General features: G+C 63.8%; 29 protein-coding genes. 10 read left to right on the forward strand and 19 right to left on the reverse strand.

The window, feature by feature from the left end:
• The first annotated feature begins 254 nt into the window (after nt 1–254).
• Complete coding sequence (locus JJT62_RS06260) at nt 255–2,069, forward strand: HAMP domain-containing methyl-accepting chemotaxis protein (RefSeq protein WP_202071846.1); 1,815 nt, start codon at nt 255–257, stop codon at nt 2,067–2,069.
• Here JJT62_RS06260 and JJT62_RS06265 read toward each other — a convergent pair.
• From JJT62_RS06265 to JJT62_RS06305, 9 genes are all read right to left on the reverse strand, one after another.
• Nucleotides 2,041–3,030 carry an NAD(P)H-dependent glycerol-3-phosphate dehydrogenase gene (locus JJT62_RS06265; protein ID WP_202071847.1) on the reverse strand — a complete coding sequence of 330 codons (990 nt, stop codon included), beginning with the start codon at nt 3,028–3,030 and terminating at the stop codon, nt 2,041–2,043. The genes JJT62_RS06260 and JJT62_RS06265 overlap by 29 nt on opposite strands.
• Nucleotides 3,031–3,148: 118 nt before the next feature.
• Nucleotides 3,149–3,409 carry a hypothetical protein gene (locus tag JJT62_RS06270; protein WP_202071848.1) on the reverse strand — a complete coding sequence of 87 codons (261 nt, stop codon included), beginning with the start codon at nt 3,407–3,409 and terminating at the stop codon, nt 3,149–3,151.
• Nucleotides 3,410–3,555: 146 nt separating this feature from the next.
• The gene (locus JJT62_RS06275) at nt 3,556–3,888 is read right to left on the reverse strand and encodes a hypothetical protein (protein WP_202071849.1); all 333 of its coding nucleotides are present in this window, start codon (nt 3,886–3,888) and stop codon (nt 3,556–3,558) included.
• A 500-nt stretch (nt 3,889–4,388) separates the two neighbouring features.
• Nucleotides 4,389–4,715 (reverse strand): hypothetical protein, encoded by a 327-nt coding sequence (locus JJT62_RS06280; RefSeq protein ID WP_202071850.1) that lies wholly within the window; start codon nt 4,713–4,715, stop codon nt 4,389–4,391.
• A 194-nt stretch (nt 4,716–4,909) separates the two neighbouring features.
• On the reverse strand, nt 4,910–5,449 hold the full coding sequence (locus tag JJT62_RS06285) for a phospholipase D-like domain-containing protein (RefSeq protein WP_202071851.1): 540 nt from the start codon (nt 5,447–5,449) through the stop codon (nt 4,910–4,912).
• Nucleotides 5,450–5,453: 4 nt separating this feature from the next.
• Nucleotides 5,454–6,515, reverse strand: a complete 1,062-nt coding sequence (gene tsaD, locus JJT62_RS06290; protein WP_202071852.1) for a tRNA (adenosine(37)-N6)-threonylcarbamoyltransferase complex transferase subunit TsaD — start codon at nt 6,513–6,515, stop codon at nt 5,454–5,456.
• A gap of 189 nt (nt 6,516–6,704) precedes the next feature.
• Nucleotides 6,705–7,478, reverse strand: a complete 774-nt coding sequence (locus JJT62_RS06295) for an SDR family oxidoreductase (protein ID WP_202071853.1) — start codon at nt 7,476–7,478, stop codon at nt 6,705–6,707.
• 112 nt (nt 7,479–7,590) lie between these two features.
• Complete coding sequence (locus JJT62_RS06300) at nt 7,591–8,292, reverse strand: TetR/AcrR family transcriptional regulator (protein WP_202071854.1); 702 nt, start codon at nt 8,290–8,292, stop codon at nt 7,591–7,593.
• 9 nt (nt 8,293–8,301) lie between these two features.
• On the reverse strand, nt 8,302–8,832 hold the full coding sequence (locus JJT62_RS06305; protein ID WP_202071855.1) for a hypothetical protein: 531 nt from the start codon (nt 8,830–8,832) through the stop codon (nt 8,302–8,304).
• Nucleotides 8,833–9,156: 324 nt separating this feature from the next.
• Between JJT62_RS06305 and JJT62_RS06310 the strand changes: the two genes are divergently transcribed.
• Nucleotides 9,157–9,762, forward strand: coding sequence for a CPBP family intramembrane glutamic endopeptidase (locus JJT62_RS06310; protein ID WP_202071856.1), 606 nt, complete (start codon nt 9,157–9,159; stop codon nt 9,760–9,762).
• On the opposite strand, the gene JJT62_RS06315 is transcribed toward JJT62_RS06310, so the two are convergent.
• A complete protein-coding gene (locus JJT62_RS06315) occupies nt 9,715–10,407 on the reverse strand; it encodes a ceramidase domain-containing protein (RefSeq protein WP_202071857.1) in 693 nt (230 codons plus the stop codon). The two genes, JJT62_RS06310 and JJT62_RS06315, sit on opposite strands and share 48 nt — an antisense overlap.
• A gap of 102 nt (nt 10,408–10,509) precedes the next feature.
• On the reverse strand, nt 10,510–10,890 hold the full coding sequence (locus JJT62_RS06320) for a DUF2267 domain-containing protein (protein WP_202071858.1): 381 nt from the start codon (nt 10,888–10,890) through the stop codon (nt 10,510–10,512).
• Nucleotides 10,891–11,016: 126 nt separating this feature from the next.
• Between JJT62_RS06320 and JJT62_RS06325 the strand changes: the two genes are divergently transcribed.
• Complete coding sequence (locus JJT62_RS06325) at nt 11,017–12,000, forward strand: DUF4424 family protein (protein ID WP_202071859.1); 984 nt, start codon at nt 11,017–11,019, stop codon at nt 11,998–12,000.
• A 31-nt stretch (nt 12,001–12,031) separates the two neighbouring features.
• Here JJT62_RS06325 and JJT62_RS06330 read toward each other — a convergent pair whose 3' ends face one another.
• Nucleotides 12,032–12,484 (reverse strand): hypothetical protein, encoded by a 453-nt coding sequence (locus JJT62_RS06330; RefSeq protein WP_202071860.1) that lies wholly within the window; start codon nt 12,482–12,484, stop codon nt 12,032–12,034.
• 280 nt (nt 12,485–12,764) lie between these two features.
• Nucleotides 12,765–13,997, reverse strand: coding sequence for an aspartate kinase (locus tag JJT62_RS06335; RefSeq protein ID WP_202071861.1), 1,233 nt, complete (start codon nt 13,995–13,997; stop codon nt 12,765–12,767).
• Nucleotides 13,998–14,340: 343 nt separating this feature from the next.
• On the opposite strand from JJT62_RS06335, the gene ubiG reads away from it, so the two are divergent.
• The 5 genes from ubiG to JJT62_RS06360 all read left to right on the forward strand — a co-directional run bounded on the left by ubiG (nt 14,341) and on the right by JJT62_RS06360 (nt 19,796).
• Nucleotides 14,341–15,153: a bifunctional 2-polyprenyl-6-hydroxyphenol methylase/3-demethylubiquinol 3-O-methyltransferase UbiG gene (ubiG, locus tag JJT62_RS06340; RefSeq protein ID WP_202071862.1), complete on the forward strand. Its 813-nt coding sequence runs from the start codon at nt 14,341–14,343 to the stop codon at nt 15,151–15,153.
• Nucleotides 15,154–15,293: 140 nt separating this feature from the next.
• Nucleotides 15,294–15,911, forward strand: coding sequence for an invasion associated locus B family protein (locus JJT62_RS06345; RefSeq protein WP_246744744.1), 618 nt, complete (start codon nt 15,294–15,296; stop codon nt 15,909–15,911).
• Between the two features lie 343 nt (nt 15,912–16,254).
• Nucleotides 16,255–17,178, forward strand: coding sequence for a polyphosphate kinase 2 (gene ppk2, locus JJT62_RS06350; RefSeq protein WP_202071863.1), 924 nt, complete (start codon nt 16,255–16,257; stop codon nt 17,176–17,178).
• A 152-nt stretch (nt 17,179–17,330) separates the two neighbouring features.
• Complete coding sequence (locus JJT62_RS06355) at nt 17,331–19,376, forward strand: M3 family metallopeptidase (protein WP_202071864.1); 2,046 nt, start codon at nt 17,331–17,333, stop codon at nt 19,374–19,376.
• A 219-nt stretch (nt 19,377–19,595) separates the two neighbouring features.
• Nucleotides 19,596–19,796 (forward strand): hypothetical protein, encoded by a 201-nt coding sequence (locus tag JJT62_RS06360; protein ID WP_202071865.1) that lies wholly within the window; start codon nt 19,596–19,598, stop codon nt 19,794–19,796.
• 8 nt (nt 19,797–19,804) lie between these two features.
• On the opposite strand, the gene JJT62_RS06365 is transcribed toward JJT62_RS06360, so the two are convergent.
• Complete coding sequence (locus tag JJT62_RS06365) at nt 19,805–20,419, reverse strand: PilZ domain-containing protein (RefSeq protein ID WP_202071866.1); 615 nt, start codon at nt 20,417–20,419, stop codon at nt 19,805–19,807.
• Nucleotides 20,420–20,490: 71 nt separating this feature from the next.
• The gene (locus JJT62_RS06370; RefSeq protein ID WP_202071867.1) at nt 20,491–21,096 is read right to left on the reverse strand and encodes a PAS domain-containing protein; all 606 of its coding nucleotides are present in this window, start codon (nt 21,094–21,096) and stop codon (nt 20,491–20,493) included.
• A gap of 384 nt (nt 21,097–21,480) precedes the next feature.
• Between JJT62_RS06370 and JJT62_RS06375 the strand changes: the two genes are divergently transcribed.
• Nucleotides 21,481–22,317 (forward strand): rhomboid family intramembrane serine protease, encoded by an 837-nt coding sequence (locus JJT62_RS06375; RefSeq protein ID WP_283482064.1) that lies wholly within the window; start codon nt 21,481–21,483, stop codon nt 22,315–22,317.
• Nucleotides 22,318–22,402: 85 nt separating this feature from the next.
• On the forward strand, nt 22,403–22,834 hold the full coding sequence (locus JJT62_RS06380; protein ID WP_202071868.1) for a CBS domain-containing protein: 432 nt from the start codon (nt 22,403–22,405) through the stop codon (nt 22,832–22,834).
• Between the two features lie 310 nt (nt 22,835–23,144).
• On the opposite strand, the gene JJT62_RS06385 is transcribed toward JJT62_RS06380, so the two are convergent.
• The 4 genes from JJT62_RS06385 to JJT62_RS06400 form a co-directional block, all read right to left on the reverse strand.
• Nucleotides 23,145–24,197, reverse strand: coding sequence for a patatin-like phospholipase family protein (locus JJT62_RS06385; protein ID WP_246744745.1), 1,053 nt, complete (start codon nt 24,195–24,197; stop codon nt 23,145–23,147).
• Between the two features lie 193 nt (nt 24,198–24,390).
• Nucleotides 24,391–24,690, reverse strand: a complete 300-nt coding sequence (locus tag JJT62_RS06390) for a DUF2190 family protein (protein ID WP_202071869.1) — start codon at nt 24,688–24,690, stop codon at nt 24,391–24,393.
• Between the two features lie 72 nt (nt 24,691–24,762).
• A complete protein-coding gene (locus JJT62_RS06395; protein ID WP_202071870.1) occupies nt 24,763–25,551 on the reverse strand; it encodes a manganese efflux pump in 789 nt (262 codons plus the stop codon).
• Between the two features lie 52 nt (nt 25,552–25,603).
• The gene (locus tag JJT62_RS06400; protein ID WP_202071871.1) at nt 25,604–26,110 is read right to left on the reverse strand and encodes a hypothetical protein; all 507 of its coding nucleotides are present in this window, start codon (nt 26,108–26,110) and stop codon (nt 25,604–25,606) included.
• Between the last annotated feature and the right edge of the window lie 3 nt (nt 26,111–26,113).

A 26,113-nucleotide genomic window follows, 5' to 3' on the forward strand; every position in this document is an offset into this window, starting at 1 on the left:
CGCAATTAAACTGTCACGATCAAGTGTTACGGCGTTCCCGGGCCGGACTTTCAGACATCGGCGGCATGACGTCGCTTCCGCCCCGCGTTGCTCCAGCGCCTCCCGCCGATGACGGCGATCGCCTCCGATACGGCCCTGCCGGTTTCGGAGCGCTGACGCAACAAACAAGCTCGATCCAACGCGTTCAGGAACTCTCTTCGAGCGCTCTCGACGCTGCGAAATATTTCGACCGCATTACCCAACTGGGGGCTTTCATGCGCTTTGGTTTAGGACAGAAACTCGGCGTCGTGATTGGCGCCCTTGCGCTGCTCTCCATTGGCTTATCCGCTTTTGCCTATTGGCAGGCGTCCCTGCAGAGGCGCCAGGAAGCGCAGATGGAGAAAACCTGGGAGCTTGCGCTGCAATCGCGCCATCTCGCGCAATCGATCGAACATGTCGCCGTCGTCGCCACCTCGCTTTTTGCGCGCGACGATCAGGGAGAGATCCGGAAGGGCCTCGCGACGCTGCGTCAAGCTTTGTCCGAGACGAAACTGGCCTCCGATTGGTTCTCGCGCCTGCCGGACGATCGCTTTCCGCAAAAGGAGCGAAAGCGCCTCGAGCTCCGAGTCGACGAGTTCTTGGCCTACCAGAACGAAACGATCGAGCTCGGCCTGAACGTCGCTCCCAAGGCCGCGCTGATCCAGGCCAATGACGAAGCGACGATCAAGGATCGGGACGCCATCGTCGCCGATATGGCCCGCCTCTCCAAACAAACTCTCGCGCAGCTCGAGCAAAGTCGCGCCGCGATCGACGAAGCGCACCGCCGCAACGCCATGCTCCTGGTCGTCATTCCCGCCGTCGCGATCGCCCTCGCCGTCGCTGGAACTTTCTGGTTTATCGGGATGCAAATCCGGCTTCCCCTCGCCCGCATCATCGACGCGATGACGCGCGTGAGCGAAGGCGCGCTCGATACGGACATCCCTTATCTCGGGCGCGGCGACGAGATTGGGCATATGGCCGAGGCGCTGAATAATTTCCGCAGCAACGCGCTACGCTTGCGCGAGGCGGAGGCGGAAGCCGAAAAAGAGCGCCGCATGAAGGAGGCCGCCGCGGCGCGCCACAATGCGGAAGCCGAGGCCCTCAACGCCGAACGCGAGCGCGCCCTGTGCGCCGTCGGCGCGGCGCTCTCCCGCCTCTCCGCCAAGGATCTCGGCTATCGGATGACGGACGACCTTCCCGAGACCTATCGCCAATTGAAGGCCGATCTCAACGCAACGGCGCGGCAGCTCGACGACGCCATCGCCGAAGTGACGAATTGCGTCGCGTTCATCGGCGCGAGCGTCGATCATATCTCCCAGGCCGCCGACGATCTGACGGCGCGGATGGGACAGCAGGCCTGCAGCCTCGAAGAGGCGTCGAGCGCGCTTCAAAGCAATTCCGCCGCCATCCGGCAGAACGCCAGCGGCGCCGAAAAAGCGAGCGCCATTGTCGGCGCGACGCGCGGCGAAGCTGAGAAGGGCGGCAAGATCGTCCGCGACGCGGTCGCCTCCATCGAGCGCATCGAAAAATCGTCGCAGAGCATCGGCCAGATCATCGGACTGATCGACGAGATCGCCTTCCAAACCAATTTGCTCGCTTTGAATGCGGGCGTCGAAGCGGCGCGCGCGGGCGAGGCGGGCAAAGGCTTTTCCGTGGTGGCGGCGGAGGTGCGCGCGCTCGCCCAGCGTTCCGCCGAGGCTGCAAAGCAAATCAAGACTCTCATTTCGGTCTCCTCGACGGAAGTCGACCGCGGCGTGACGCTTGTCGCCCAGACGGCGCAAGCGCTGGAAAACATCCTCGCCGAAATGATCAAGATCGACACGGTCGTCGCGGCGATCGCGAATGGCGCGAGCGACCTCGCCGCGAGCACGGCGGAAATCAACGTGGCTGTCGGACAGATCGACAAGAACACGCAGGAAAATGTCGCGGAGGTCGAAGAGACGCGAGACACGATGCGTCGTTTGGCCATGGAAGCCGGAAGGCTCTCCGATCTGATCGGCGGCTTCCAGATCTCCGGCGCCCTCAGATCTCCGCTTTCAGAGGCCGCATAAGCAGCGCCTCGATCGCCGCGTCGACGCTGAGACGCAAGGACAGGATGGCGTCGACCGCCTCGGCGATCGGCATCTCGACGCCTTCTTTCCGGGCCATCTCGATCAGCACTCGCGCCGTGAAGGCGCCTTCGGTGAGCTTGCCGCCGGAAGCGTCTTGGACCGCGGCCCCCTGCCCCAACGCCTGACCGAAAGCAAAGTTGCGCGACTGCGCCGAGCCGCAGGTCAGCACCAGATCGCCGAGCCCGGAAAGCCCCATCAGCGTCTCGCTTCTCGCGCCGAGCGCGCGTCCGAGCCGCGTCAGCTCGGCGAAGCTGCGCGCGATCAGCGCCGCCTGCGCGCTCGCGCCGAGCCGGCGCCCGGCGGCCATGCCGGCCGCAATGGCGAAGACATTTTTCGCAGCGCCGCCGATCTCGACGCCGCGAATGTCGGTCGAGCGATAGAGCCGGAACGTCTTGGTCGAGAGCGCTTCGCAAAGCCTCTGCGCCAGCGCCTCATCCGCGGCGGCGAGAGTCACCGCGGTCGGCAGGCCCTTGCAGACATCGGCCGCGAAGCTCGGGCCGGAAAGGACGGCCGGACGCGCTTGCGGCAGCTCCTCGGCCACGACCTCGCTCATGAAATGCCGGCGGTCGCGCTCGATCCCCTTGGCGCAGATGACGAAGGCGGCGCCATCCGCAAGATAGGGACGCGCCGCCCGCGCCACATCCCGCATGGCCTGCGCCGGCACGACGGCCAGCACGACGCGCGCGTCGGCGATGCTGGCGAGATCGCTCGTCGGCGCGACCGCATGGGCGAGCGGCAGCCCGGGAAGATGCCGTCTGTTCTCTCGATCGCGCGCGAGCGTCTCGGCGTGGCCGGGGTCATGCGCCCATAAGGCGACGCGCCGCCGCCCTTGCGCGGCGACATTGGCGAGCGCCGCGCCCCAGGCCCCGGCGCCGAGAACTGCAATCGTGTCGCGCGTCATTCCATCCGATCCGCTATATCCCTCGCGTCTCTATAACCGTCGGATCAGCGAACCGGTAGACGTCGCGCGCCACAGAACGGGCAGCGGCCCCTTAGAAGAAGGGAGCCGCTCCACGCCGCTAATTGCCGAAGACGAAGTTGGTGTTGATCCAGCCTTGGTTCGCCGCTGAAACGCCCTGGAAGTTGATCGTCGTCGCTTTGGCTGCGGCGTTCCCGTAGACGGAGACAGCCACCGCCGTCGCGGGACTGACATTGACCGGCACGGTCACCATGACCTGGTTCAAGATGTTTATGTTCGGCGAAGCATTCACGAAAATGCCTTCGGCGGAAGCGGACCCGGCGGTCATCACGACGACGGCGGCCATCAAAAACTGCCTCATGATCATGTCCTTTTCTGATCGGTGTTCCGTGGGTGCGGCGCAATTGCGTGAGTGCTGACGCAAGAAAGACCGACGAGAAAGTAGACTGCGGCGGCGTCAATGCGCCGCCACAGTCCTTCGCGCGGTCTCGGCGCCAGGCGGCCTGCTCAGTAGTTGAGGCTCTGCTGAAGATTGGTGTAGAACTGGATATAATTGGTGGGCGCAACATTCTGGGTGCTCACCGTCGAAGCGGCCGAAATGGCGGTCGCCGTTCCACCGGCGCCGGCGCCAGTGGCAGCCGTCGCCGCGCCGGTCCCCGCCCAGGCATTGTTGCTCACGGACGTGCTGAGGGTCTGGCTTGCGGCGTTGAACACGCCGCCGAAGGAAACCGCGCCGGGCGCAAAGGTCCCGCCGGGCCCGACCGTGATAGAGCCGCCGCCAGCAAAGGCCGAACCCGCAGTCAGAGCGACGAACGCGACCGAGACAAGAAACTTTTTCATGGTTTCGCTCCTAGTTCAACTCATAGCGAAGTCGGGCGTGCCGGCTTCGTGATTTGAAATAGAATTGAGCGAAGATTAATCAGCGCACACTTTTTTACACGTATGGATGTATATTTATCGGTTACCGTGACTGATCGCGGGCATTAGCCAAACAGGCTGTCAATTAACCATTTAAGACTATTTGCATAAGCGCAAGAAGTTCAAGCCGAGACCGATGGCCCCCCACATCCATCGCCCCTCTGTGCCGCCGAGGAGTTGGAATAACCGGAAAATGAGCCAAGCCGGCGGCGCGCGCTTTTTTGCTGATATATAACCTCCCCGTCATTGCGAGGAGCGAAGCGAAGCAATCCAGAGCCACATCATGGCCCTGGATTGCTTCGCTTCGCTCGCAATGACGGCGGCGTAGTCGAAAACGTCGTCACTCGAAATTCGGATGGACTGCGGCGGCTTTTGCGCGCCGCCGCAGTCCTTAGCGCAATCTCGGCGCCAGGCCGCTTGTCTTAGTAGTTGAGGTGCTGCGCCAGGCTGGTCGAGAACGAGATATAGTTGGTGGGAGAAACGGTCTGGGTGTTCACCGTCGAGGCGGCCGAGAGGGCGGTCGCCGTTCCATTGTTGCCGGCTCCCGTGGCGGCGCTCGCGTTACCGGCGGAGGCCGGAGAGTTGTTGGTCACCGTCGTGGTCAGGCTCTGGGTGGCGGAGTTGCTGACGCTGCCGAAGCTGACGGGGCCAGGGGTGAAGATGCCATTGACCGTGATGGCGCCGCCTTGCGCAAAAGCCGACCCAGCCGTCATCGCGACAAACGCGATCGAGACAAGAATCTTTTTCATTTTCTCACTCCTATTTTCACACTGCGAAGTCGGCGTCGCCGGCTTCGAGGGCTGAAGATAGAAATTGTGAGAATGATTTCACTATGTCGTTTGTTACTATATTATTCATCATCCCGATCGACTGGCTACGTTAACAATTTTGACTGTCAACATAGCACTATTGTCTAAAAATAAATTCTGAGCGCCGTTCACAGCTATTGTCTTTGATTATCTGGTCTCGCCCACAACCGCTCGAAGGCCTCCCGGAAATGGGCCACCGCGGTCGGGCTTTGGATAAGGATCAGGTCATTGTCCTGATAGACCTCGCCGGAGACAGAAAAATTCGCCGAGCCCGAACGCAGCGTGGCGCCGTCGACCTGATAGGATTTCAAATGCATGAGGTCGCGTGACCGCGACTTGCGGCGCACCTCCAGGTTCGGCGCGCCGGCGACGTCCAGGATCGGCGAGCCGCGGCCGGTTTCCTCCCCATCGAGATAGACCCGCACTTTCACGCCGCGCATCGCGGCGCGGCCGAGCGCGGCGACCAGGGCGCGGTCGGTGAGCACATAGGCGGCCATGTCGATCGAATGGCGCGCGCCATTGATGAGCTTGGCGTCGATACTCTCGAAAGCCTCGCCCGGTCCATAATAGACGCGCACGCCGGCGAAGAGCGGCTCCTGCGACAAGGGGCCGGCAGCCTGCGGCTCCGGCGCCACCAGCATGGCGGCGAGCGCCAAAGCGAATGGGCGACGCACCGCTTTAGGCCTTGCCGTGGTGGGCTCCGCTGGCGATGGCGTCGAGCGGCCAACGCGGCCGCGGCGCGAAGCCGAGATCGTCACGAAAACCGCGCTTAAACCGCTCCAGGCCGGCCCAGGCGATGATCGCGCCATTGTCGGAGCACAGAACCGGCGGGGGCGAGACGAAACGCAGGCCGCTCTCGGCGCAAAGCCGCGTCAGCGCGCGGCGAATGGCGCCATTGGCGGCGACGCCGCCGCCGATCACGAGACCGCTCGGACGCCCCTCTCCTTCCGTGAACAGCTTTATGCCGCCGCGCACGCGATCCACGATCACATCGACAATCGCCGCCTGGAAGGAGGCGGCGATGTCCTTCACGTCCTGATCGCTCGGCGTTCCGAGCTTGAGGATTTCCTGTCGAACGGCCGTCTTGAGGCCGGAAAGCGAGAAATCCGCGCCGCCGCGTCCGAGCATCGGCCGCGGAAAATCGAAGCGACGGGCGTCGCCCTCCTGAGCGAGCTTTTCGATCTGCGGGCCGCCGGGATAAGGCAGGCCCAGCATTTTCGCGACCTTGTCGAAGGCTTCGCCGGCCGCGTCGTCGATCGTCGACCCGAGACGGCGATAGTCGCCGACGTCGCGAATGGCGACGAGCTGCGTATGTCCGCCCGAAACCAGCAGCGCGACATAGGGAAAGTCGAGCGGGTCGGTGAGCCGCGCCGTGAGCGCATGGGCTTCGAGATGGTTCACGGCGATGAAGGGCTTGCCGGTGGCGAGCGCCAATCCCTTGGCGGCGGTGAGGCCGATCAGCACGCCGCCGATCAGCCCCGGTCCGGCCGCCGCGGCGATGGCGTCGATGTCCGACAAGTCGACTTTCGCGTTGGCCAGCGCGCGCACGATCAGCCGGTCGAGAACATCGATATGGGCGCGCGCGGCGATCTCCGGCACGACGCCGCCGTAGACCGCATGCTGGGCGATCTGGCTCAGAACTTCATTGGAGAGAATATCCCCGCCCTCGGCCCCGAGGCGGTCCGACACGACGGCGGCCGCCGTCTCGTCGCAAGTGGTTTCGATGCCAAGCACGCGCATTTACGCTCCCTGGACGCCGATGGCGCCTTTTTCATGCCCATGCGCAAATGCGCGCCCGAGGCTACAAGTGAACCTTGGACCGCGCGCCTTCAGGCGCGCTTTTTAAAAGGCGCGCCTGAAGGCGCGCGGTCCAGGGCATAACAATTGTTGCAGATTTATCGAATTATGGTTTGCGAAGGGTTTACGCAATCATTCCGACGCAACGTCGGGCGTTCGCCACGCCAGATGCTGGCCGGCGTCGACTGCGATCATCTGCCCGGTGACGCTCTTGGCGTTGGCGAGGAAGAGAACCGCGTCGACAACGCCCGAGACCTCCGCCGCATGGCCCAGCGGCACGCCGTGCGTCTCGATCTCGAAGTCGCGTTCGCCCAACGCCTCATTGGGAAACACCGGCCCCGGCCCTACGGCGTTGACTCGAATGCGCGGCGCATAGGCCTGAGCCATGGTGCGCGTCGCCGTCCACAGCGCCGATTTCGAGAGCGTATAGCTGAAATAGCGGGGCGTGAGGCGCCAGACGCGCTGGTCGATGATGTTGACGATGGCGCCTTGCGCCCCTGCCGGCAAAGCGGCGGCGAAATCGCGCGCCAGCAGCAGCGGCGCGCGCAGATTGATCGCCATCTGGCGTTCGTAGCGCTCGAGCGCAAAATCCTCGGCTTCGTCCACTTCGAAAACCGAGGCGTTGTTGACGAGGAGCGTCAACGGACCGAAGGCGCGCGCGGCGAAGCCGACAAGCCCCTGGACCGCGTCGGGGTCGGCGAGATCGGCGACCGCGACGGCGGCCTGACCGCCCTGATGTCTGATGGCCTCGGCGGCGAGTTCGGCCTCTTCGGCCGAACGCGGAGAAGCATGCAATATCACCGGGCGTCCTTCGCGTGACAGACGCCCGGCGATGGCGAGTCCAATTCGCCGCGCCGCGCCGGTCACCAGGGCCGGACCGCCCTTTGCGCCAGTGGCTTCAGTCATGCCGCACTGCTCCCTTGCAGTGGGGGATTCCCATGCCGCGCGCGTGAGGTCAACGCCGGTAGTCTTGGGCCCGGGGTCGATCGATGCGACGGCTGACTTTGCCGGAAGCTGATCACTTCTGACCAAGGGCGCTCGCCGAGCGCTCTTGCCGCGCGGAAGACGCCGTCTGCGCGCCCGTCAGCCCTGCGAGACTCAAGGCGGCGAGGCGTTCGACGAGTCGCTCCACCCCCGCCTGATCGAAGGTCATCGCGAAAGGCGGCCGCGCGAGGCGCTCGGTCTCGCGCACGAAGAAGATTGGCTGCTGCGCCAGCCACAGGGTGCGAAGCATGATCTCGTCTCTCGGCGCGTCATCTGGCAGAAAGCGTCGCGCGACCCGTTCGGCGAGCTGGAAGATGCGCAGCGGGCGCGTTTCGAAGAAATTGTTGAAGACCGCGCTTGGGCGGACGCCCTCCCAGGCGAAGAGCCGCAAATATTGGCTGACTCGGTCACGCTTGACGAGCGGCGACAGAAATTGACGCAGATAGAGACGCAAGGCGTCCGCCGGCGGGAGCTGATCCAGCTCCTCGGCGTCGAGGAAGCTCTCCTTCTCCAGCGCATCCGCGGCGGTTTCCAGCACCGCCCGATAGAGACCTTCCTTGCCGCCGAAATGATAGTTGATCGCCGCCTGATTGGCGCCGGCGCGCTGGGTGATCGCGCGCACCGAGCCGCCCTCGTAGCCATGCTCCGCAAAGACGGCTGTCGCCGCCGCGACGAGCGCCGCCCGCGTCGCCTCGGCGGCGCGCGTAACGCCGCGCGCCTTCTCTTGTATCTCCAACCCTAGCCCTCAGTAACCCAGCCAGCTCAAGCCGCCGGCCACCACGGAGCCGCCGAGCGATCTCGCCCCGCTCCACATCCTCTGCCCGACCGGCGCAAGCTTCGTCGAGACGCTCGATGGCGTCAACGCCGCAAATAATCCTTCCTCAACGGGCTCTGGCTTGGCGTTCGGCGCCGAGGCGTCCACCGCGGCGATGCGCACCGGCGGCGTCGGCGCCGCTTCGGCCGCTTTCTCCGGCGCCCTTTCAGCCTTTTTGACGCTCTGCGCCTCCTTCACGGGCTTCGACACGGCCGCCACTGTTTTTCTCGGCGCGTCCTCGATCGTCTCCACTACTGCCGCCGGCAGCGCGGGCGCCGAGAGAAAGGCCGGCGGGGGCGGCGTCTTCCTGTCGTCCCACGACAAGGGCTGCAGGCCGCCGACCAGTATCCGGTCGATGAATTTGCCGCTCTCCGGATCGACATTCGCCACGACCGGCTTATCGGGCGCGAGATCGAGCAAATTGAGCGCCTGCGGCGCGAGCGAGCCGACCACGGCCGCCATGAAGCAAACAGCGGCGTCCAGAAATATGGCGCGAGATCTCGTCTCCGCCGGACGGCGTAGGGAGAAGCGCACTATCGAGGGAGCGTCTTCAGCCGCCCGCCGCTCCGCAGCGCTGTCGAAATTCTTCCGCATTTTGGAAACCCCAATCCAAACGAACGAGTGAATTCATACGCCCGTTTGAAGCGAAATTGTGGCGCTTCGAGCGGCTTTTTCCGCCCTCCAGGGAAACCTTCCAACGCGCCGGGGAGAGACGGGCCGCATCGCGCGGCAAATTGGCGCTAAATCGTCTTGGAACGCCCCAAGGCGCCTGTATATTACACTGCCATGACAGCGCTACGTCGAATCCATGACAGTTGGCCCCTGCTCGGTTTCGCCCTGCTTCTGCTGGCGCCGAGCCTGGCGATCCGCTGTGGCCTGCTGCCATTCGACATGCGCTTCGAGGCGCTTCTCGCCATCTCCTTGCTCTGTATCGGGCTGTGCTTTCTGGCCGGGTATTCGATCGCGGAACTCGGGCTTCATGCGCCCTGGGTGGCGCGCCATTGGCTGGGCTGCGGCGTCGCCACCCTTGGCATCGGCGCCGCGCTTTATCTCGAATCGCTCTACTTCCCCACCGACCGGCAGCAGCCCGATTGGATGCGATTCGCGCCCTTCTATGTGTTGATCTCGAGCCCCTGCCAGGAACTCGTCTGCCGCGCGATCCCCAAGCTCATCGCCGACAGGCTGCAAATCAGCGGCGCCAATTATGTGCTGTTTTCCGCCGCGACCTTCTCGCTGATGCACCTCGCCTATGGCGACGCGCTTCTGCTCGCCAATACTTTTTTCGTGGGGCTCGTCTGGGCCACGGCCTATCGGCTGACGCGCAACATCTGGCCGGTCGCCGCCTCACATGCGGCCGTCGGCTCGCTCGCTTTCTGGCTTGGAATCGCCTGAACTTCGCGCCGGTCCGCGCTTGATCGCGGTGGTCAGCAGCAGCCACAGCACAAGGGCGTTCAACATGTGCCAAACGAAATGCGTGCCGAGCGCAAAGACGCCGCAGACGTCGCGATCCATCGTGCGAAAAACGAGAGATACGGCGAATGTCGTTGCGGCGAGGCCGAGCCCTTTGGATGTCTCGGGGTCGCGCGAACGCAGGAGAGCCGAAAAAGAGATCAGCGCCGCAAGCGCCGGCAGATAGGCGATCGACCCATTCAAACCCGTGAATGACGCGTCGACCGTATAGCTCGCGGCGGCGAAGGCGAATGTCACGCCTGCAGCCGTCCATGCGCCCAGGCCGAAGAAGCGGCGCAGCGCCAGAAAGAAATAGCCGTAGATAAAGATAGCGATGGGGATGACGTCGAGCAGCATGGCGCCGCGCGTGGCGAGCGTGTGGAAGGCGAAGCTGCCGAGGCCGACTATCGCCGTCACGCCGATCAACGCCAATGCGGGAAGGTCGCGCCCGTCGCGTCGGCGCAGAATCGCATAGGCGGAGACGGCCGAGATGAGAAAGGCGGCGTTGGAGACGGCGTTGAACGGCTCGGACCAGAATCGGTCATCGAGGCGTTCGCAATAATCGAGAATAGTTTCGCGCCAATTCATGAAAAAGCGCCGCCTTGAAGGTTCGAGACGGCGCATTTGTCGGCAGAGGCTTTGTCACAATCAATCGCGTCTGACGCGAGGGTCAGTCGCGATTCTCTCGGCTCAGAGAAACTGCGACAAGCCCGGCACGGAATTGGCGATCTCCCGCACCTTCTCCTTGCCCAGCACGCTTTCGGCATAGCCGAAGACTTCGTGGCCGAGCTTTTGGATCTGGCCCATGTCGAGGCCGAGCGCATTGAGCTTGGTCGCAAGGCCCATCAGCCCGCCGCTGAGAAGCCCGCCGAGCAGGCCGCCCGCGCTCTCGCCGCTCGCCGCAGCCTCGTCCGCCGCTTGATGCGCGCCCGCGATCTGGTTCATGAATTCGGCGACCGGGCCGTCGGGAAGCTCCTTGCGAAGGAAGGCGAGCACATGGCCGATCGCCGTTCTCGCTACGCCCGCATCCACGCCAATCGCAGCCGAAACGCGCGCAATCAATTCATCCATCAGACCCTCCTCACGCCTCAACAGGCGCGAGACTGTCGCCGGGCCTCCGGACAATTGCAAGCGGCGGCGCAGGGCGATTGAGGCCGCCACTTCGGGGGCTTAAGCTAAGTCTGTAGAGGAGAAGCCATGTCTCGATTTTTTGCCGGCGCCGTGACGCTCGCTTTCACATCCGCCTTTTCATTCCCGTCCCACGCAAATGACAGCCAGGCGGAGACCGCGCTCGGCGGGCTGACGCTGAAGCGCTCCGATTCCATCAGGATGGACAGCGAGGATTTATACGTCTCTCGCGACCGCGTGCGGGTGACCTATCGCTTCACCAATACGAGCGACCAGCCGATCGAGACGCTTGTCGCCTTCCCCCTGCCCGACATTCCGCCCGACTATCTGGACAACAAGGTTTTCTGGAGCAGTCTGGCCGACCTCAAGTTCAAAACGACAGTCGACGGCAAGCCGCTCGTGCACGAAATTGTCCAGCAAGCGTTTTTCAAGGGGATGGACGTCACGGCCCGGCTTTCCGCCTTGAAAATCCCCCTCAACTACCGCGACCAGAGCTTCGCCGAGGCGGTCAAAAAGACGCCTAAGCCTGAGCGCGACAAGCTCATCGCCGAAGGCCTCCTGCGCGACGACTCCACGCAGGATGCGCAGTTTTACACAGCCCTATGGTCGCTGCGCACCAGCGTCACCCGCACGCAGACCTTCCCCGCCAATGCGAGTGTCGTGGTCGAACATGAATATGTTCCGCTCCTCGGCGGCAGCGTCGGGGGCGGGCTCTCCGCGAGCGCGCGCAAGAACGACTATTTCAAGAATGAGCAACGCAAATATTGCATCGACAAGGAGTGGCTCGCGAGCTTCGACAAGCGCATGCAGAAGACCGGGAACAGAGACATCTATGGCGAAATCTGGCTCGGCTATGTGCTGACGACGGGCGCCAATTGGAAAGGCCCCATCGGTGATTTCCGTCTCGTCATCGACAAGGGCAAGCCGGATACGCTGGTGAGCTTCTGCGCCGAGGGCGTGAAGAAAATTTCGCCGACGCAATTCGAGGTCCGGCATAAAGACTTCACGCCGAAGAAAGACCTCGACATTCTCATTGTCCAATGGCCGCAGTGACGCGGCGCGCGCCGCGTCACTGCAGTTTTCCTCAAGCGCGCGGGCGCGTCTCGCCCATTGCGCCCGGCTGTTGCGGCATGACGCCGGAACGCTCCGCCAATGCGGGCAGAATCGCCCGGATCTTGGCGACGCCCTCGTCGCCGATCAGCGCTTTGGCCCGGTCCACCATCTCCTCGATCAGCCGAGCGCTCTGCGCCTCCGTCAGGCCGAGATTGCCGAGCTTGCCAACCAAAATGTTGAGATCGGCGCGCCCATGACCCATGAAGCTGGTCAGGCCCTCGATCGCCTGCGTTACGCCGCCGTCGTCGGCCGCTTGCGCCGCGGCGACCGCCTCGCGGGCTCCCTGCATTTTGTCGATGAATTCGTCGACATGACTCCCCGGCGCCTTGTCACGCAGAAACAGCAGCACATGGCCGATCGCCGCTTTGGCGATCGAAGGTTCGAGCGACGTCGAGTCGACGACGCGTCGGGTCAGGTCTTCCATGACTTCCTCCCTTCAGGGATACGCCGAAGGGAAATGTCGCGCTGACCCTGGCCGTCAAGCCAAGTTTGGCGAATAACTGAGTGGCGAACGACCTGGTGTCGTTGCGCCCCTATACCTCCCCTTTACGGGGAGGTCGGCGGTCGAAGACCGCCGGGTGGGGTTCGCGCAGCAACGATCGTGGTGGGGCTTTACCCCACCCGACCCCGCTACGCGGGGCCACCCTCCCCGTAAAGGGGAGGGATGGGCTCACGCCCGGCATTCGGCTGGTTAATCCGCCGCCTCAGGCGGCGTCCAACCCGTAGAGCGAATGCAGCGTGCGCACGGCAAGCTCGGTATAGGCTTCGTCGATCAGCACCGAGAATTTGATTTCCGAGGTCGTGATCGCGCGGATGTTCACGCCCTTTTCGGCGAGCGCGCGGAAGGCGCGCGCCGCGACGCCGGCGTGGCTTCTCATGCCGATGCCGATGGCGGAGATTTTCGCGACGTCCTTTTCGCCGGCCATGCTGGCGAAGCCGATCTCGGCCTTGATCTTATCGAGGATCGCAAAGGCGCGTTCGTAGTCTGCCGAGCCGACCGTGAAGGTCATGTCGGTCGTGCCCTTCTCGGAGACGACCTGGACGATCATGTCAACATTGATGCCGGCCTCGGAAAGCGGCATGAAGACTGCGGCGGCGACGCCCGGCTTGTCGGCGACATTGCGCAGCGTGATCTGCGCCTCGTCGCGCGAGAAAGCGATGCCTGTGACGACCTGGGCTTCCACAATGTCCTCCTCGTTGCAGATAAGCGTCCCCTCGCCCGGATTGGCCGGATCGTCGAAGGAGGAGCGCACATAAGTCCGCACCCCGTGCACCATGGCCACTTCGACCGAGCGGACCTGCAAAACCTTGGCGCCGAGCGACGCCATCTCCAGCATTTCCTCGAAAGCGACGCGGTCCATGCGGCGCGCCTTGGGCACGACGCGCGGGTCGGTCGTATAGACGCCGTCGACGTCCGTGTAGATGTCGCAGCGATCGGCGTGGATCGCCGCCGCGATCGCCACCGCGCTCGTATCCGAGCCGCCGCGGCCGAGCGTGGTGATGCGGCCGCTGTCCTTGTGGACGCCCTGGAAGCCGGCGACGACAGCGACCTCGCCGCGTTTGAAGCCTTCGATGATGCCGGCGCCCTCGATCGATTCGATACGGGCGGAGCCATGGGTGTCGTTGGTATAGATCGGCGCCTGCCAGCCCAGCCAGGAGCGCGCCGGAACGCCGATCTCCTGCAGCGCGATGGCCAGAAGGCCTGCGGTGACCTGCTCGCCGGAGGCGACCACAGTGTCATATTCGCGCTGGTCGTAGAGCGGCGCCGCCTCCTTGCACCAGGCGACGAGCTCGTTGGTCTTGCCGGACATGGCGGAGACGACCACGGCGACCTCGCGGCCGGCGTCCACCTCGCGCTTCACATGGCGCGCGACATTGCGGATGCGCTCGACATTGGCGACCGAGGTGCCGCCGAATTTCATGACCAGACGTGACATCAGGGAATATCGGTCTTGGGCAGCGGGAAACGGGCGGCCGGCAGAAACGGCGGACTGCCAACCGCCTGCCGCCGTGCGAGACGCTCGCGTCCCGCAAAAAGCGCGCGTATATGTGACGGCGCCTGCCGCCCTGTCAACGCCGGGCGCGGCAACCGGGTTAAAGGCCGGGCGTGAGCTATCCCTCCCCTTTACGGGGAGGGTGGCCCCGCGTAAGCGGGGTCGGGTGGGGTAAGCTCCAACCCGAGTCGTGGCGGCAAGAACCCCACCCGGCGGCCTGTGGCCGCCGACCTCCCCGTAAAGGGGAGGTATCTGGCGCCGACAACGCCAGATGGCTATTTGCCCGATGCCGAGCACATCCTCCGCCGAAGCGAAAGAGTTCGAAGTGAGCCAAGAGCATCCCGCCCCCCACTCCGCCAGCGTCAATCCCGAGGATGTCGCGCGCTTCAACCGCCTCGGCGATCTTTGGTGGGACAAGCAGGGCAAGATGGGCATCCTGCACGACATCAATCCCATCCGCGTCACCTATATCCGCGACCATATCCGCCGCTTTCTGCTCAACGACAAAAGCGCGCTTAACGAATCGCCGGAGCGCCCGCTCGAAGGCGTGCGCATCGCAGACATCGGCTGCGGCGGCGGCATTTTGAGCGAATCGCTCGCCGAGCTGGGCGCGCAGGTGACGGGGATCGACCCCGCCCCCAACAATATCGCGGTGGCGAGCCGCCACGCCGAGAAGATGGGCCTCACGATCGACTATCGGAACATCACCGCCGAGACGCTCGCCGAGACCGGCGAGCAGTTCGACGCGGTCGCGGCGCTCGAAGTCATCGAGCATGTCGAGGGACCGAGCGAGTTCATCAAAAAGCTCTCCAGCCTGGTCAAGCCTGGCGGCCTTTTGTTTCTGGCGACCATCGATCGCACGATGAAGAGCTATGTCTTCGCCATCCTCGGCGCGGAATATGTGCTGGGCTGGGTGCCAAAGGGCACGCATGACCACGACAAATTCATCCGCCCCGACGAGCTTTCGGCCTGGGTGCGCCGCGCCGGCCTGCGGGAGATCGACCGCGCCGGCATGACGTTCCAGCCCTTCACGCGAAGCTGGCGCAAGAGCCACGACACCGACGTGAACTATCTGATGGCCGCCAAAAAGGAGGGCTGAACGCTGCAACCGTCTTGTTCGCGCTATGAGCGGAAAGTAGACTTTACGCGATGCTGAACGAATCGTCGCTCCCGTCTCCCTTCGCCAGGCGCGCGCTCCGGCTCGGCCTGTCGCTCGCCCTTGCGCTCTCGGCGGCCTCAATGACCGCCCCCGCCCCGGCTCTCGCCAAGGAGAAGCCGGCGGCCGCGAAAGACGCGTCCAAAAAGGACGCCAAGGAGAAGCCCGCGGACGAGGCGGCGGCTCCCGAGGAATCGACCGACAAGAAGGGCAAGAAGAAGGGCAAGACCGATAAGGCCGACAAAAGTGCCGGCTCCGGCAAGCCTGAGCAGCTCGCCACCTTCGGCGATTGGGGCGCCTATCTGGCGCAAGGCGGCAAGGACAAAACCTGCTATGCGCTCGGCCAGCCCAAAGTCCGCGAGCCCAAGACGAAGCTGAAAGACACCTCGGCCTATATTTTCATCTCGTCGCGCCCCGGCGAGGGCGTGCGCAACGAGGTGGCGATCAATCTCGGCTACGCCACCAAAGACGGCTCCGCCGCGAACGCCGCAATCGACGGCGACGACTGGGAGCTGATCACCAAGGGCACGAACGCCTGGGTGAAGGATCAGGCCAAGGAGAAGGAATTCGTCGGCGCGCTACGCGGCGGCGCCAAGCTCGTGGTGAAGGCCTCCTCGGCGAAGGGCACCACGACCACCGACACCTATACGCTCAAGGGCCTCTCCGACGCGCTGGCGCGCGTGGCGCAAGAGTGCAAGTAAGCGAGTCGGACCGCGGGCCTTCAGGCCCGCACAGTCTGTCGACAAACCTTTGAGGCGACCACGTCCTTCGAGACGCGAGCTTCGCTCGCTCCTCAGGATGATGTCTGAGTAGTTGGTGTAGAGGCCCTTCAGGTCCGCATGTCGAGCGCGCCTGAAGGCGCGCGGTCCAGCTTCCGCGCCCTCCTATTTTCGTCATTTAGCGAATGCCCTTTTCGACCCCCATGCCGTCGCACGGCTGCAAACTTGGCGGTTTAGAAGCCGAAGAAATCAGTCTTGGCTGCGACGCTTCCCTGGCCGGCAGAAGACCTGGCCCGCGTTCCGGCTTCCCGGAGACCTGACCTTCATGAAGAATGAGACGCTCGACCTCCTCGCCCACGAAGACCGCATCCGCGCCGAATTGCTGGACAGTTTCGACGAGGAGCTGGAGGAGGAAATCGACGACCAGCGACTTGCGAAGCTTCTCGACAACGCCGCCGAGCAACCGGAAATTTCGGGCCTCGATCGGACCCTCTATTTCAAGGAGCTGTTCCGCCTCCAGCGCGAGTTGGTGAAGCTGCAGGACTGGATCGCGACGAACAAGAAAAAGGCGGTCGTGATCTTCGAGGGGCGCGATGCGGCAGGGAAAGGCGGCGTCATCAAGCGCGTCACGCAGCGGCTCAACCCCCGCGTCTGCCGCGTCGTGGCTCTGCCGGCGCCGAGCGAGCGCGAGAAGTCCCAATGGTATTTCCAGCGTTACGCGCCGCATCTGCCGGCCGGCGGCGAGCTCGTTCTATTCGACCGCTCCTGGTACAATCGCGCCGGCGTCGAACGGGTCATGGGATTCTGCACGGAGGACGAGGTCGAGGAGTTTTTCCGCAGCGTCGCGGATTTCGAGCGCATGCTCGTGCGTTCGGGGATAACGCTGATCAAATATTGGTTCTCAATCTCCGACAGTGAACAGCATTTTCGCTTCCAGATGCGCATCCACGATCCGCTGAAACAATGGAAGCTCAGCCCAATGGATCTCCAGTCCCGCGTGCGCTGGGAGGCCTATACGAAGGCCAAGGAGTCCATGCTGGAGCGCACGCATATCGCCGAGGCGCCCTGGTGGGTCGTCGAGGCCGACGACAAGAAGCGCGCGCGGCTGAACTGCATCGCGCATCTCCTCAGCCAATTTCCCTATGAGGAAGTCCAACGCCCGCTCGCGGAGCTTCCCCCGCGCGTGCACAACCCCGATTACATTCGCGAGCCGATCGCCGAGAGCATGTACGTGCCACGCAAATATTGAGCGCGCGCCACAAGGGACCCAGAGCCGGCGTTCATCGCCCCGGCGATGGCGTGGCGGCGTGAGGGGGATGGTCAGGATTTTTGTCCAGTCGCGCACGCAAAGACGTTATGCTGCCGGGCAGCGACGGAGCGCCGCTCCGCATGAGGAAGCTGATGTCGAACCCACTCCTGACTCCCTGGGCGACCCCTTACCGCCTGCCGCCCTTCGACCAAATTGACAGCGCGCATTTCCGGCCGGCGTTCGAGACGGCGCTGGCGCGCCATCGCGCCGAGATAGACGAGATCGCGAATAACCCGTCGGAGCCCGATTTCGCGAATACGATCGAGGCCCTCGAACGGGCCGGCGCGCTGCTGACCGACGTCGGCTCGGTTTTCTGGAACCTCGCTTCGACCGACACGGACCCGAAGCTGCAGGAGATCGAGCGTGACATGGCGAGCGCTCTGTCGAGGCACAGCAGCGAGATTTCCATGAACGCCGCGCTCTTCCGGCGCGTCGAGGCGCTTCATGAAAATCGGGACTCGCTCGACCTCACGCCGGAGCAGCGCCGCGTTCTGGAGCTGACCTATAAGAACTTCGTGCGCGCCGGCGCCAGGCTGAACGACGAAGACAAGGCGCGGCTCAAGTCGATCATGGAGCGGCTCGCGGAGCTCTCCACGCGCTTCTCGCAAAATGTGCTGGCGGACGAGTCCTCCTGGCTCCTGCTCCTGGACGAAAACGATCTCGACGGCCTCTCGGCGGATTTCCGCGCGGCGGCGGCGCAGATCGCCGCGGATCGCGGCGCGCCCGGCAAATATGCCGTGACACTGGCGCGCTCCAGCGCCGAGACCTTCCTGCAAACGTCCACACGCCGCGATCTGCGCGAGACAGTCTTTCGCGCCTGGGCAAGCCGCGGCGAGAATGGCGGCGAAACCGACAACCGGCAGCTCATCAAAGAGATCGTCGAATTGCGCGCCCAGCGCGCCAAGCTCATGGGCTTCGAGAGCTTCGCGGATTTCAAGCTCGACGACACAATGGCGAAAACGCCGCGCGCCGTGCGCGAGCTTTTGGATAATCTCTGGACGCCCGCGCTTGGGCGCGCCGCCGAGGAGCGCGCGCAGCTCCAGGCGCTCGCGGATCAGGAGGGCGCGACTTTCGCCGTCACGGGTCACGACTGGCGCTACTACGCCGAGCGCGTGAAGAAGGAGCGCTACGATCTCGATCAGGCGGCCCTGCGCCCCTATTTCCAGCTCGAGAAAATGACGGCGGCGGCCTTTCATGTCGCCGAGCGGCTCTTCGGCCTTCGCTTCGTCGAGCAGAAGGATTTGAAGCTCTATCATCCCGACGTGCGCGCCTTCGAGGTGCTGGACCGGGAGGGCAAGCATGTCGCGCTCTTCCTCGCCGACTACTTCGCGCGACCGTCGAAGCGCAGCGGCGCCTGGATGTCGGATTTCCGCTCGCAGCATAAGCTCGATGGCGAGGTCAGGCCGATCATCGTCAATGTGATGAATTTCACCAAAGGCGCAGACGGCGCGGCCACGCTGCTCAGTCTCGACGACGCCCGCACGCTCTTCCACGAATTCGGCCACGCGCTGCATGGCATGTTGTCGGACGTCACTTTTCCGCTCGTCTCCGGAACCAGCGTCGCGCGCGATTTCGTCGAGCTGCCGTCGCAGCTCTACGAGCATTGGCTGATGGAGCCGGAGGTTTTGAAGCAATTCGCCCTGCATGCGGAGACGGGCGCCCCCATCCCCGACGATCTGCTTCAGCGCATCGCCGACGCTCGGCACTTCAACCAAGGCTTCGCCGCGGTGGAGTTTTGCGCCTCGGCCTATGTCGATCTCCATATTCACGAGAGCGGCGCGCCCGCCGATTTCGACGCGAGCGCATTCGAGCGGCAGAGTCTCGACAGCATCTCGATGCCGGAAGAGATCGTCATGCGCCATCGCCTCCCCCATTTCAGCCACGTCTTTTCGGGGGATGGCTATTCGGCCGGCTATTACAGCTATCTCTGGGCCGAGGTGCTCGACGCCGACGCTTTCGCCGCTTTCAAAGAGACGGGCGATCTCTTCGCTCCCGACGTCGCGGATCGGCTCCGGACGTTCATTTATGCGGCCGGCGGGCGCCAGGACGCCGCGGACGCCTATGTTGGGTTCCGCGGCAGAATGCCGACCGTCGAGGCGCTGTTGCGGCAGCGCGGCTTCGCGCCCGCAAACGCTTGATCCCATTTCCGTTTGAACAGCTCGCTTTGGAGCGTGTCATTCCCGGCGGGCTGAAAGCCCGACCGGGAATCCAGAGCCGCAAAAGCGCTGGTTTTGCTCTGGATTCCCGATCGCTCGCTTTGCGAGCGTCGGGAATGACATCGGACCAATCAAGCGGATCTCGTGGGAAACCGCAGAGCGCGCTATCTATGGTGGGCGACAACAACAATGGCGCCCGCCATGCAGCCCAAGCCTCCCTCCCGACAGCGTACCCCTGAAGATGATCCGGCGCCCGGCGCCCCTGGGACCGGCGAAGACGTCTGCCCCGAATGCCACGGCAGCGGAAAAAAGACCGACCCCGAGACCGGCGCGCAGTTGGACGAGATCTGCGCGCGCTGTGACGGAACGGGCCGGATCGTCGAGGGGATCGGCGGCGGCTAGCGTTAAGCCTAAAGGCGCGTCGCTTCGTCGATGTCGCCGGGATTGAAAGGCTTGTCGAACTCGGCGCCGATGCCGCCTTCGAAATGGCGCACGATTTTCGCAGGCGTCGAGCCGATGATGACGCTCGTGCCGAGCGGCGGGCGCGACTCGGTTTCGATGCCGACGCCCGAGAGCGAGATATCCTTGATCTTGGCGATGATTTCCTGACCGTCCGGCAGGCGCAGCAGCGTGCGCGGCATCAGCGGCACAATGCGGTCGTGGCGGCGGTCTTCCAGAAGGCTGATCGCGTGACGATTGGCGAACCAGGTCAACTGGTCCGCGAGCTTGTCCCGCTTCATCGGCGGCAGATTCATCGTCAGGACGAAACCGGAGTTGGTTTGCCGCGTCCCGACGCCGGCAAAACGGCCGATCTCATCGAGATAGACCACGACCTTCTCACCGATCTCCGCCTTGACGGGCGCGAACAAGGTCATGTCGCCGGGCGACATCTCGACGGTCTGGCACGGATATTCGCGCCGGGATTCGAGCATGTAGCGGCCGAACAAAGTGACGGGAACCCGCTGAAAGCGCCGGTTCTCCCGCAAATCATAAAGATAATTGAGTTCGGGTTGAATTGCGGCCATGTCTGCGCGTGCTTCCGCATTAAGTCACCACAGACTTACTGCCGCGTCAATTAAGGATTGCTTACGATCGATTAAAATCGAATATCAACATCGCGGTTCACGCCATCGTAAACCACGAGGCGCGGCCGCGGGCGCGCGTTTTCCATCGGCTCGGATCTGCGAAATGAAACGCCCGAGCGGACAGACGGCGCGCCGATCACGCGCATGGAGATCAATTCGAGCGGGCCCGCCGAAAGATAACCGAGCCAGTCGGGCTGATAGACCGGAGAAAGCGCGCCGAGCACGCGCGCATGCGTTTTCCCGAAGTATCGCAGCGGCAGCAGGAGCAGCTCGAGCTCGAGGCGCGCGTCGTTCTCCGCCCGCGTCTTCACGCCCGCCACCACGGGCGCCACGCCGTCGATCACTGTGGTAAGCGCCGCAGATACGCTTTGGCGGTCGTCGGCGCTCCAAAGATCGAGAAAGGAGCCGCCCTTCTGTTCCCGAAGCCAGAGGGCGTTGACCCGCGTGCCCGAGAGACGCAGCGGAAAGGCGCGGTCCGCATCGACTTCTATGATGAAGGTGTCAGCCAGAATATGGCGGATCTTGCCCGGGTCGATGTCTGACCGGTCAGGCGCCGAACGCGCGCCTTTGAGTTCGCGCCAATAGGCGAATAAATCCTTGCTGACCTGATGTCTCATGCCGCGCCGCCCCGAATCCGGATTTCTGTGTCGTTTTGAAACGGGCGCCGTCGTCTTCGCCCGTCCACGCCACCCAAGAGCAGCCCCTGTGCCACCGACCAGCGCCGTTAACCTTTTCTCAATCCTTTCCTTGTCGCCCTGCGAAGGCTGTGGCACCTTATCCCCATGCCGAGGACTGATCGGGAGATGCTCCGCTCCCGAGGCAATCCGGGCGTAAGACACTGAAATTTGATTTGTTTTTTGAAATACCCCAAGCGAAAAGACGGCACGAGGGGGGATGCATGCTCCGGCGTCCCCCCTCTCGCCAAACCGGGCCGCTCTCGCCCGCCTTCCCTTCCCTCTGCACGCCTCAAATAGGGCTCTTCGCGCGTCTTATGATAGGACGTGGATCTCTTGATTCCGATCAAGTCGAGCAGATGCGAGGATGATTTGGCGATCCCCAGCAACCGGATGATCAATCTGCCAGGCGTGATTACCGCGCTCCTGGGGACGATGGCGGCGATCGAATTTGTTGCGGCCGTCGCGCCAAGAGACGTGGTCTATTCTCTCTACGAGGCCTTCGCCTTCATCCCTCTGCGGTTGAGCTTCCTTCTGGCGCCCAAATCCGTGCTCGCTGCGCTGGGTCAGGGCGAAGCGCTCGATCCCGTTGTTCGGGAACAGATCGTGGCGGCGTTGAGCGGGGGGCCGACGGTCTATATCACCCCGCTCTCCTACGCTTTTCTCCACGGCGGCTGGACGCACCTTCTCATCAACGCTCTGACGCTCGCGGCCTTCGGCGCGCCGGTGGCCCGGCGGTTCGGGGCGGCGCTCTTTCTGTCGTTCTTCGCCGCCTGCGCTGTGGCCGGCGCGGCGATGCATTTCGCGCTGCATTCTATGGACGCTGCGCCTGTCGTCGGCGCCTCGGCCGCGATTTCTGGAACCATGGCGGCAGTCGTGCGTTTCGCTTTCGCCCCCGGCGCGCGGCTGGGAGAGGATGGCGACGGGAGAGAAGCGCGAACCGCATCATTGAGGCGGCTGGCGAGTAACAGACAGGCGATGGTTTTTCTCATCGTCTGGTTCGCAGCCAACGCCCTGCTTGGCGCCTTCCCACAGGCGGCGGGGTCCTCCGAACCCATCGCGTGGGAAGCGCACATGGGGGGCTTCCTGTTCGGGCTGTTGACCTTCGGAGCCTTCGATCATTGGGCGCGGCGCTTCGGAGCGAGGCCTCGGAGAGGCGGGTAGGATTTCCCTCCAGGCCTCATCTGCGCCCTCTCAGGCCGCCGCCGCTAGCGCGCGCGGGAGGGGTTGCGCCGAGGAGGAGAAGCCTATGACCGTCGCCACGATACTGTCCGAAAAAGGCCGCCACGTCGTCACCTCCCCTCCCAGTCTGACGATGCGGGAGGTCGCGCAGGAGCTGATGCGCCACGGCATCGGCGCGCTGGTCATCGTCGACGGCGCCGGCGCGGTGATCGGTCTCATTTCGGAACGCGATCTCGTCTCGGCGATCGCAACCTTCGGCGCCGAGGCGCTGGAGGCGCCCGTCGAGCGCCATATGCAGTCCAATCCGGTGACGGCGCTCGAGAACGACACGGTCGACTCCACCATGCAGACCATGACGCTGGAGCGCCGGCGTCACCTGCCGGTGCTGCGTGAAGGCCTCCTGAGCGGCCTCGTCTCGATCGGCGACGTGGTGAAATATCGCATCCGGGTAATCGAGGAGGAGCACCGCTCCATGCGCGAATATATCGCGCAGGCGTGACCGCGGTTTAGCGCCTTCGTTGAAGCAACTGGATTCCCGGCGGGCTGAAAGCCACTCGATTGGTTCGGCGCCATTGCCGACGCTCGCGCCGTTTGGACACTCAGGAAATCACCGCCGTCATTGCGAGGAGGCGGAGACGACGAAGCAATCCAGGGCCGCGTCGCCGCCCTGGATTGCTTCGCTTCGCGCGCAATGACAAGCTCTGGGCAAAACCAGCGAATTTGTCGCTCTGGATTCCAGGTCGGGATTTCAGCCCGCCGGGAATGACACGCGCCCGATGCGAGCTGTTCAGACGGAAGCGCGCGACGCCTCAGGCGGTCGCGCCGGGGATCGGGATATGCGCGAAAATATTGGGCAGCGCCCGCTTGGCGGCGGAGCGGCCGACATTGATGAGCTGATCCGCCTTATGGAAATCGAACATGCCGATGTCTTCCATCCGCGCCGTGATGGTCGCGTCCGGCGGGTCGCCCGCGAGGCGCGAGCGCAGAATGCGGTCCTGGATGATATTGAAGGCATCGATCATCGCCGTCGCGACATTGGGCGCATCGCCGCGCTGGCGATCGAAATAACGCGGCAAAATGCGGTCGACGAAGGAAAAGTCGGACTTCTCGCCGAAAGGCCCCTCCTCCGCCGCCTTTTTCGCCGACGCAGAATCGTGGATGACGCGGGCGCGATACATCGTGTCGGCCGTCACATTGACCGCAATCACGAATTCCGCGCCGAGCGCGCGGCACACTGTCACCGGCACCGGATTGACCAAAGCGCCGTCGAAAAGCCAACGGTCGCCGACGCGCACCGGCTCGAATATGCCCGGTAGCGCATAGGAAGCGCGGATCGCATGAGCGAGCGCCCCCTGCTGGAGCCAGACCTCATGGCCCGTGCCGACCTCGGTCGCCACGGCGGCGAAGGGAATGGGAAGCTCCTCGATGGTGAAACTATCGAGTTCCTGCTCCAGCGCCGCCTTGAGCCTTTCGCCGGTGATCAAGCTCGCGCCGGAGAAAGAGAGATCCATCAGCGTGAAGACGCGCCGGCGCGTCAGCGACCGTGCGAAAGTCTCGATCGCGTCGAGCCTGCCGGCCGCGTAGCAACCGCCAACAACGGCGCCGATCGAGGTGCCGGCGATAATGTCGGGGTGAATGCCCTGCTCCGCGAGCTCCCGCAGCACGCCGATATGCGACCAGCCCCGCGCCGCGCCGGCGCCCAAAGCGAGGCCGATCAGCGGCTGACCCCGCCGCCGGGCGCGCGATTGGTCGAGGTCGTCGATGACGGCGGGCGTCGTCGCCCCGGTATTGGAGTCTCCTGCGCTCATCGCGTCCTGCGCTTCGCTGGTGACGGTATCCGTGCGTCGTAGCAACGATAGCATCGTAGTTTCCCGCTCAGTCGTCTCGCGATCAAGACTTTGATTTTCTATATGGGAGCGAGGCTGCGCCTGGAAAATGGCCAGAAGGTTAACCTTCAGCCGCGCCCCCAGCCATATTTGCTGCGGGCGGGCGGAAGCCGCCTTTCGCGAGGCGGCGACAGCGCTTTGGCGCGTCGCCTAAAATGTCGTCTGGACCCTAAGCAATAAACCCGTCGAGACGCACGCGCACGATCTCGGCCTCGGGAGGCGCGGCGCCGATTGCGACCCCGACGCGCAGGCGATCTTGCGCCGCAGCCGTCGCCTTCTTGGCGACCGTATCCCAATAAACGGCGGACCCCAGAGCGATGGCGCCGCGGTCCTTCGGAAAGTCGAAACACCCCTCGACAAGGATTTCGACTTCCTGCCCCGGCTCCGCCGCATCCGTCGCGACGCCGCAGAGCTTACCGATGATGACAAGCTCGCCGCGCTTCACGCCGCCCTCGGGCGCCGGAACCATGATCATCTCCGACTCTGATGGAAAGATCTCTTCCAACTCGATTCCTTTCCCAGGCGATGCCTTTCGCGCATATCAAAACAACTGCTTCACCCCGATCAAGATCAAGGCGACGCCGCCAATCGTCGCGGCTTTGTCGGATATGCGTTTTTGAATGAAGAAATCAGCGACATAGTTTCCAGCGAAAAGCGCCGAGAAGCTGACCGCCGCCGACAAAACGCCCACCAGCAGCGGATCGACGCCCAGCACGCCTGCGGTCAGGCCGCCGCCGATATTGTTGATCGACAAGGCGAAGCCCAGCACTGTGCCTTCGAAGAAGTCGATGTGCTTGGAATCGTCGATGTCCGCGTGATGCGGCTTCACCAAAATTGCGGCGTGCTTCGTCGCGGTCTTTTCCTCGTGAATTCGCTCGTGCCAGCTTTGCAGGCGGGCATGGAGAATCATCCACAAACCAAGCGCGCTCAACATCGCCATTGCGATGATCGATGCGACTTTGTCTCCAACCAGCGTAATGATCGAGCGGCCGAAATAGGCCGCCGCCGCCGAGATGACGAGCGTGATAACGGAAATCCAGGCGTTGACGGCGCCGCTGACCTTCGTCCCTTGAACGCTATAGGCGAGTCTTGCGCCAAGATTGTCCACATTATTGGCGAGCGCAATCACCACCGCCGAAAGCACATGATGCATCGTCCACTGATCATGCGCGGCGCTGGACATCAGCAAGGCGAGGAGCACGAGCGTCGCATCGCTGATAGATGCGCCGAAGGCGACCACGATGGTGACGAAAATTGCGGATGCAAAGCTCCCGACGCTGGCCCCTTCGCCCCGTTCCTCATTGAAGCCGGGATATTTCGCGCTGGTCAATTGACCCCAGCGAATGCAACGGCGGGGATCGACGTCGACGGCTCGAGGACCGTCATTTCCCGAGCTTTCTCGACGTGAGCTTGAGGCTGTGCTTGCCGGTCTCGACGTCATATTCCAGCACAGCCCGCCGGGAGGGGCAGCAATGCGGATCGTCGGGAAGCCACCGATTGCCGGACAGGACGACCTTGTTCCCGTCGACACGCATGATCTCCCCGAGGAAGCTCATGTCGCCAATTTCCGTGTCCCTAACGAGATTGCTTTTGCCGCGGCGCGTGACAACGAGATATTGGCCGTGTCTGTTTCCGCCCCCGCACATGGCGCTGTCGATCAATGTGATGTCGGTAGAGTCGCCGACAGGCGCGAGCTCCACCCGGGTGATGTATTCAGAAGCGTCGTCGACCGATTGGGGACAGGCGGACTGACGCGCGACCAGCCCGCCGCCCTCGTCCGTTTTCAAGGCGCGATCGACGGCCTCGCGCGCGCTTCGCAATTCGTCGCCGTGTGCGACGCCGGATAAAAGCGGCAGCGCCATCGCAAAGATGAAATGCCGCTTTCCCACCGC

It is taken from the genome of Methylocystis sp. Sn-Cys (assembly GCF_016745395.1).
Lineage (GTDB): Bacteria > Pseudomonadota > Alphaproteobacteria > Rhizobiales > Beijerinckiaceae > Methylocystis > Methylocystis iwaonis.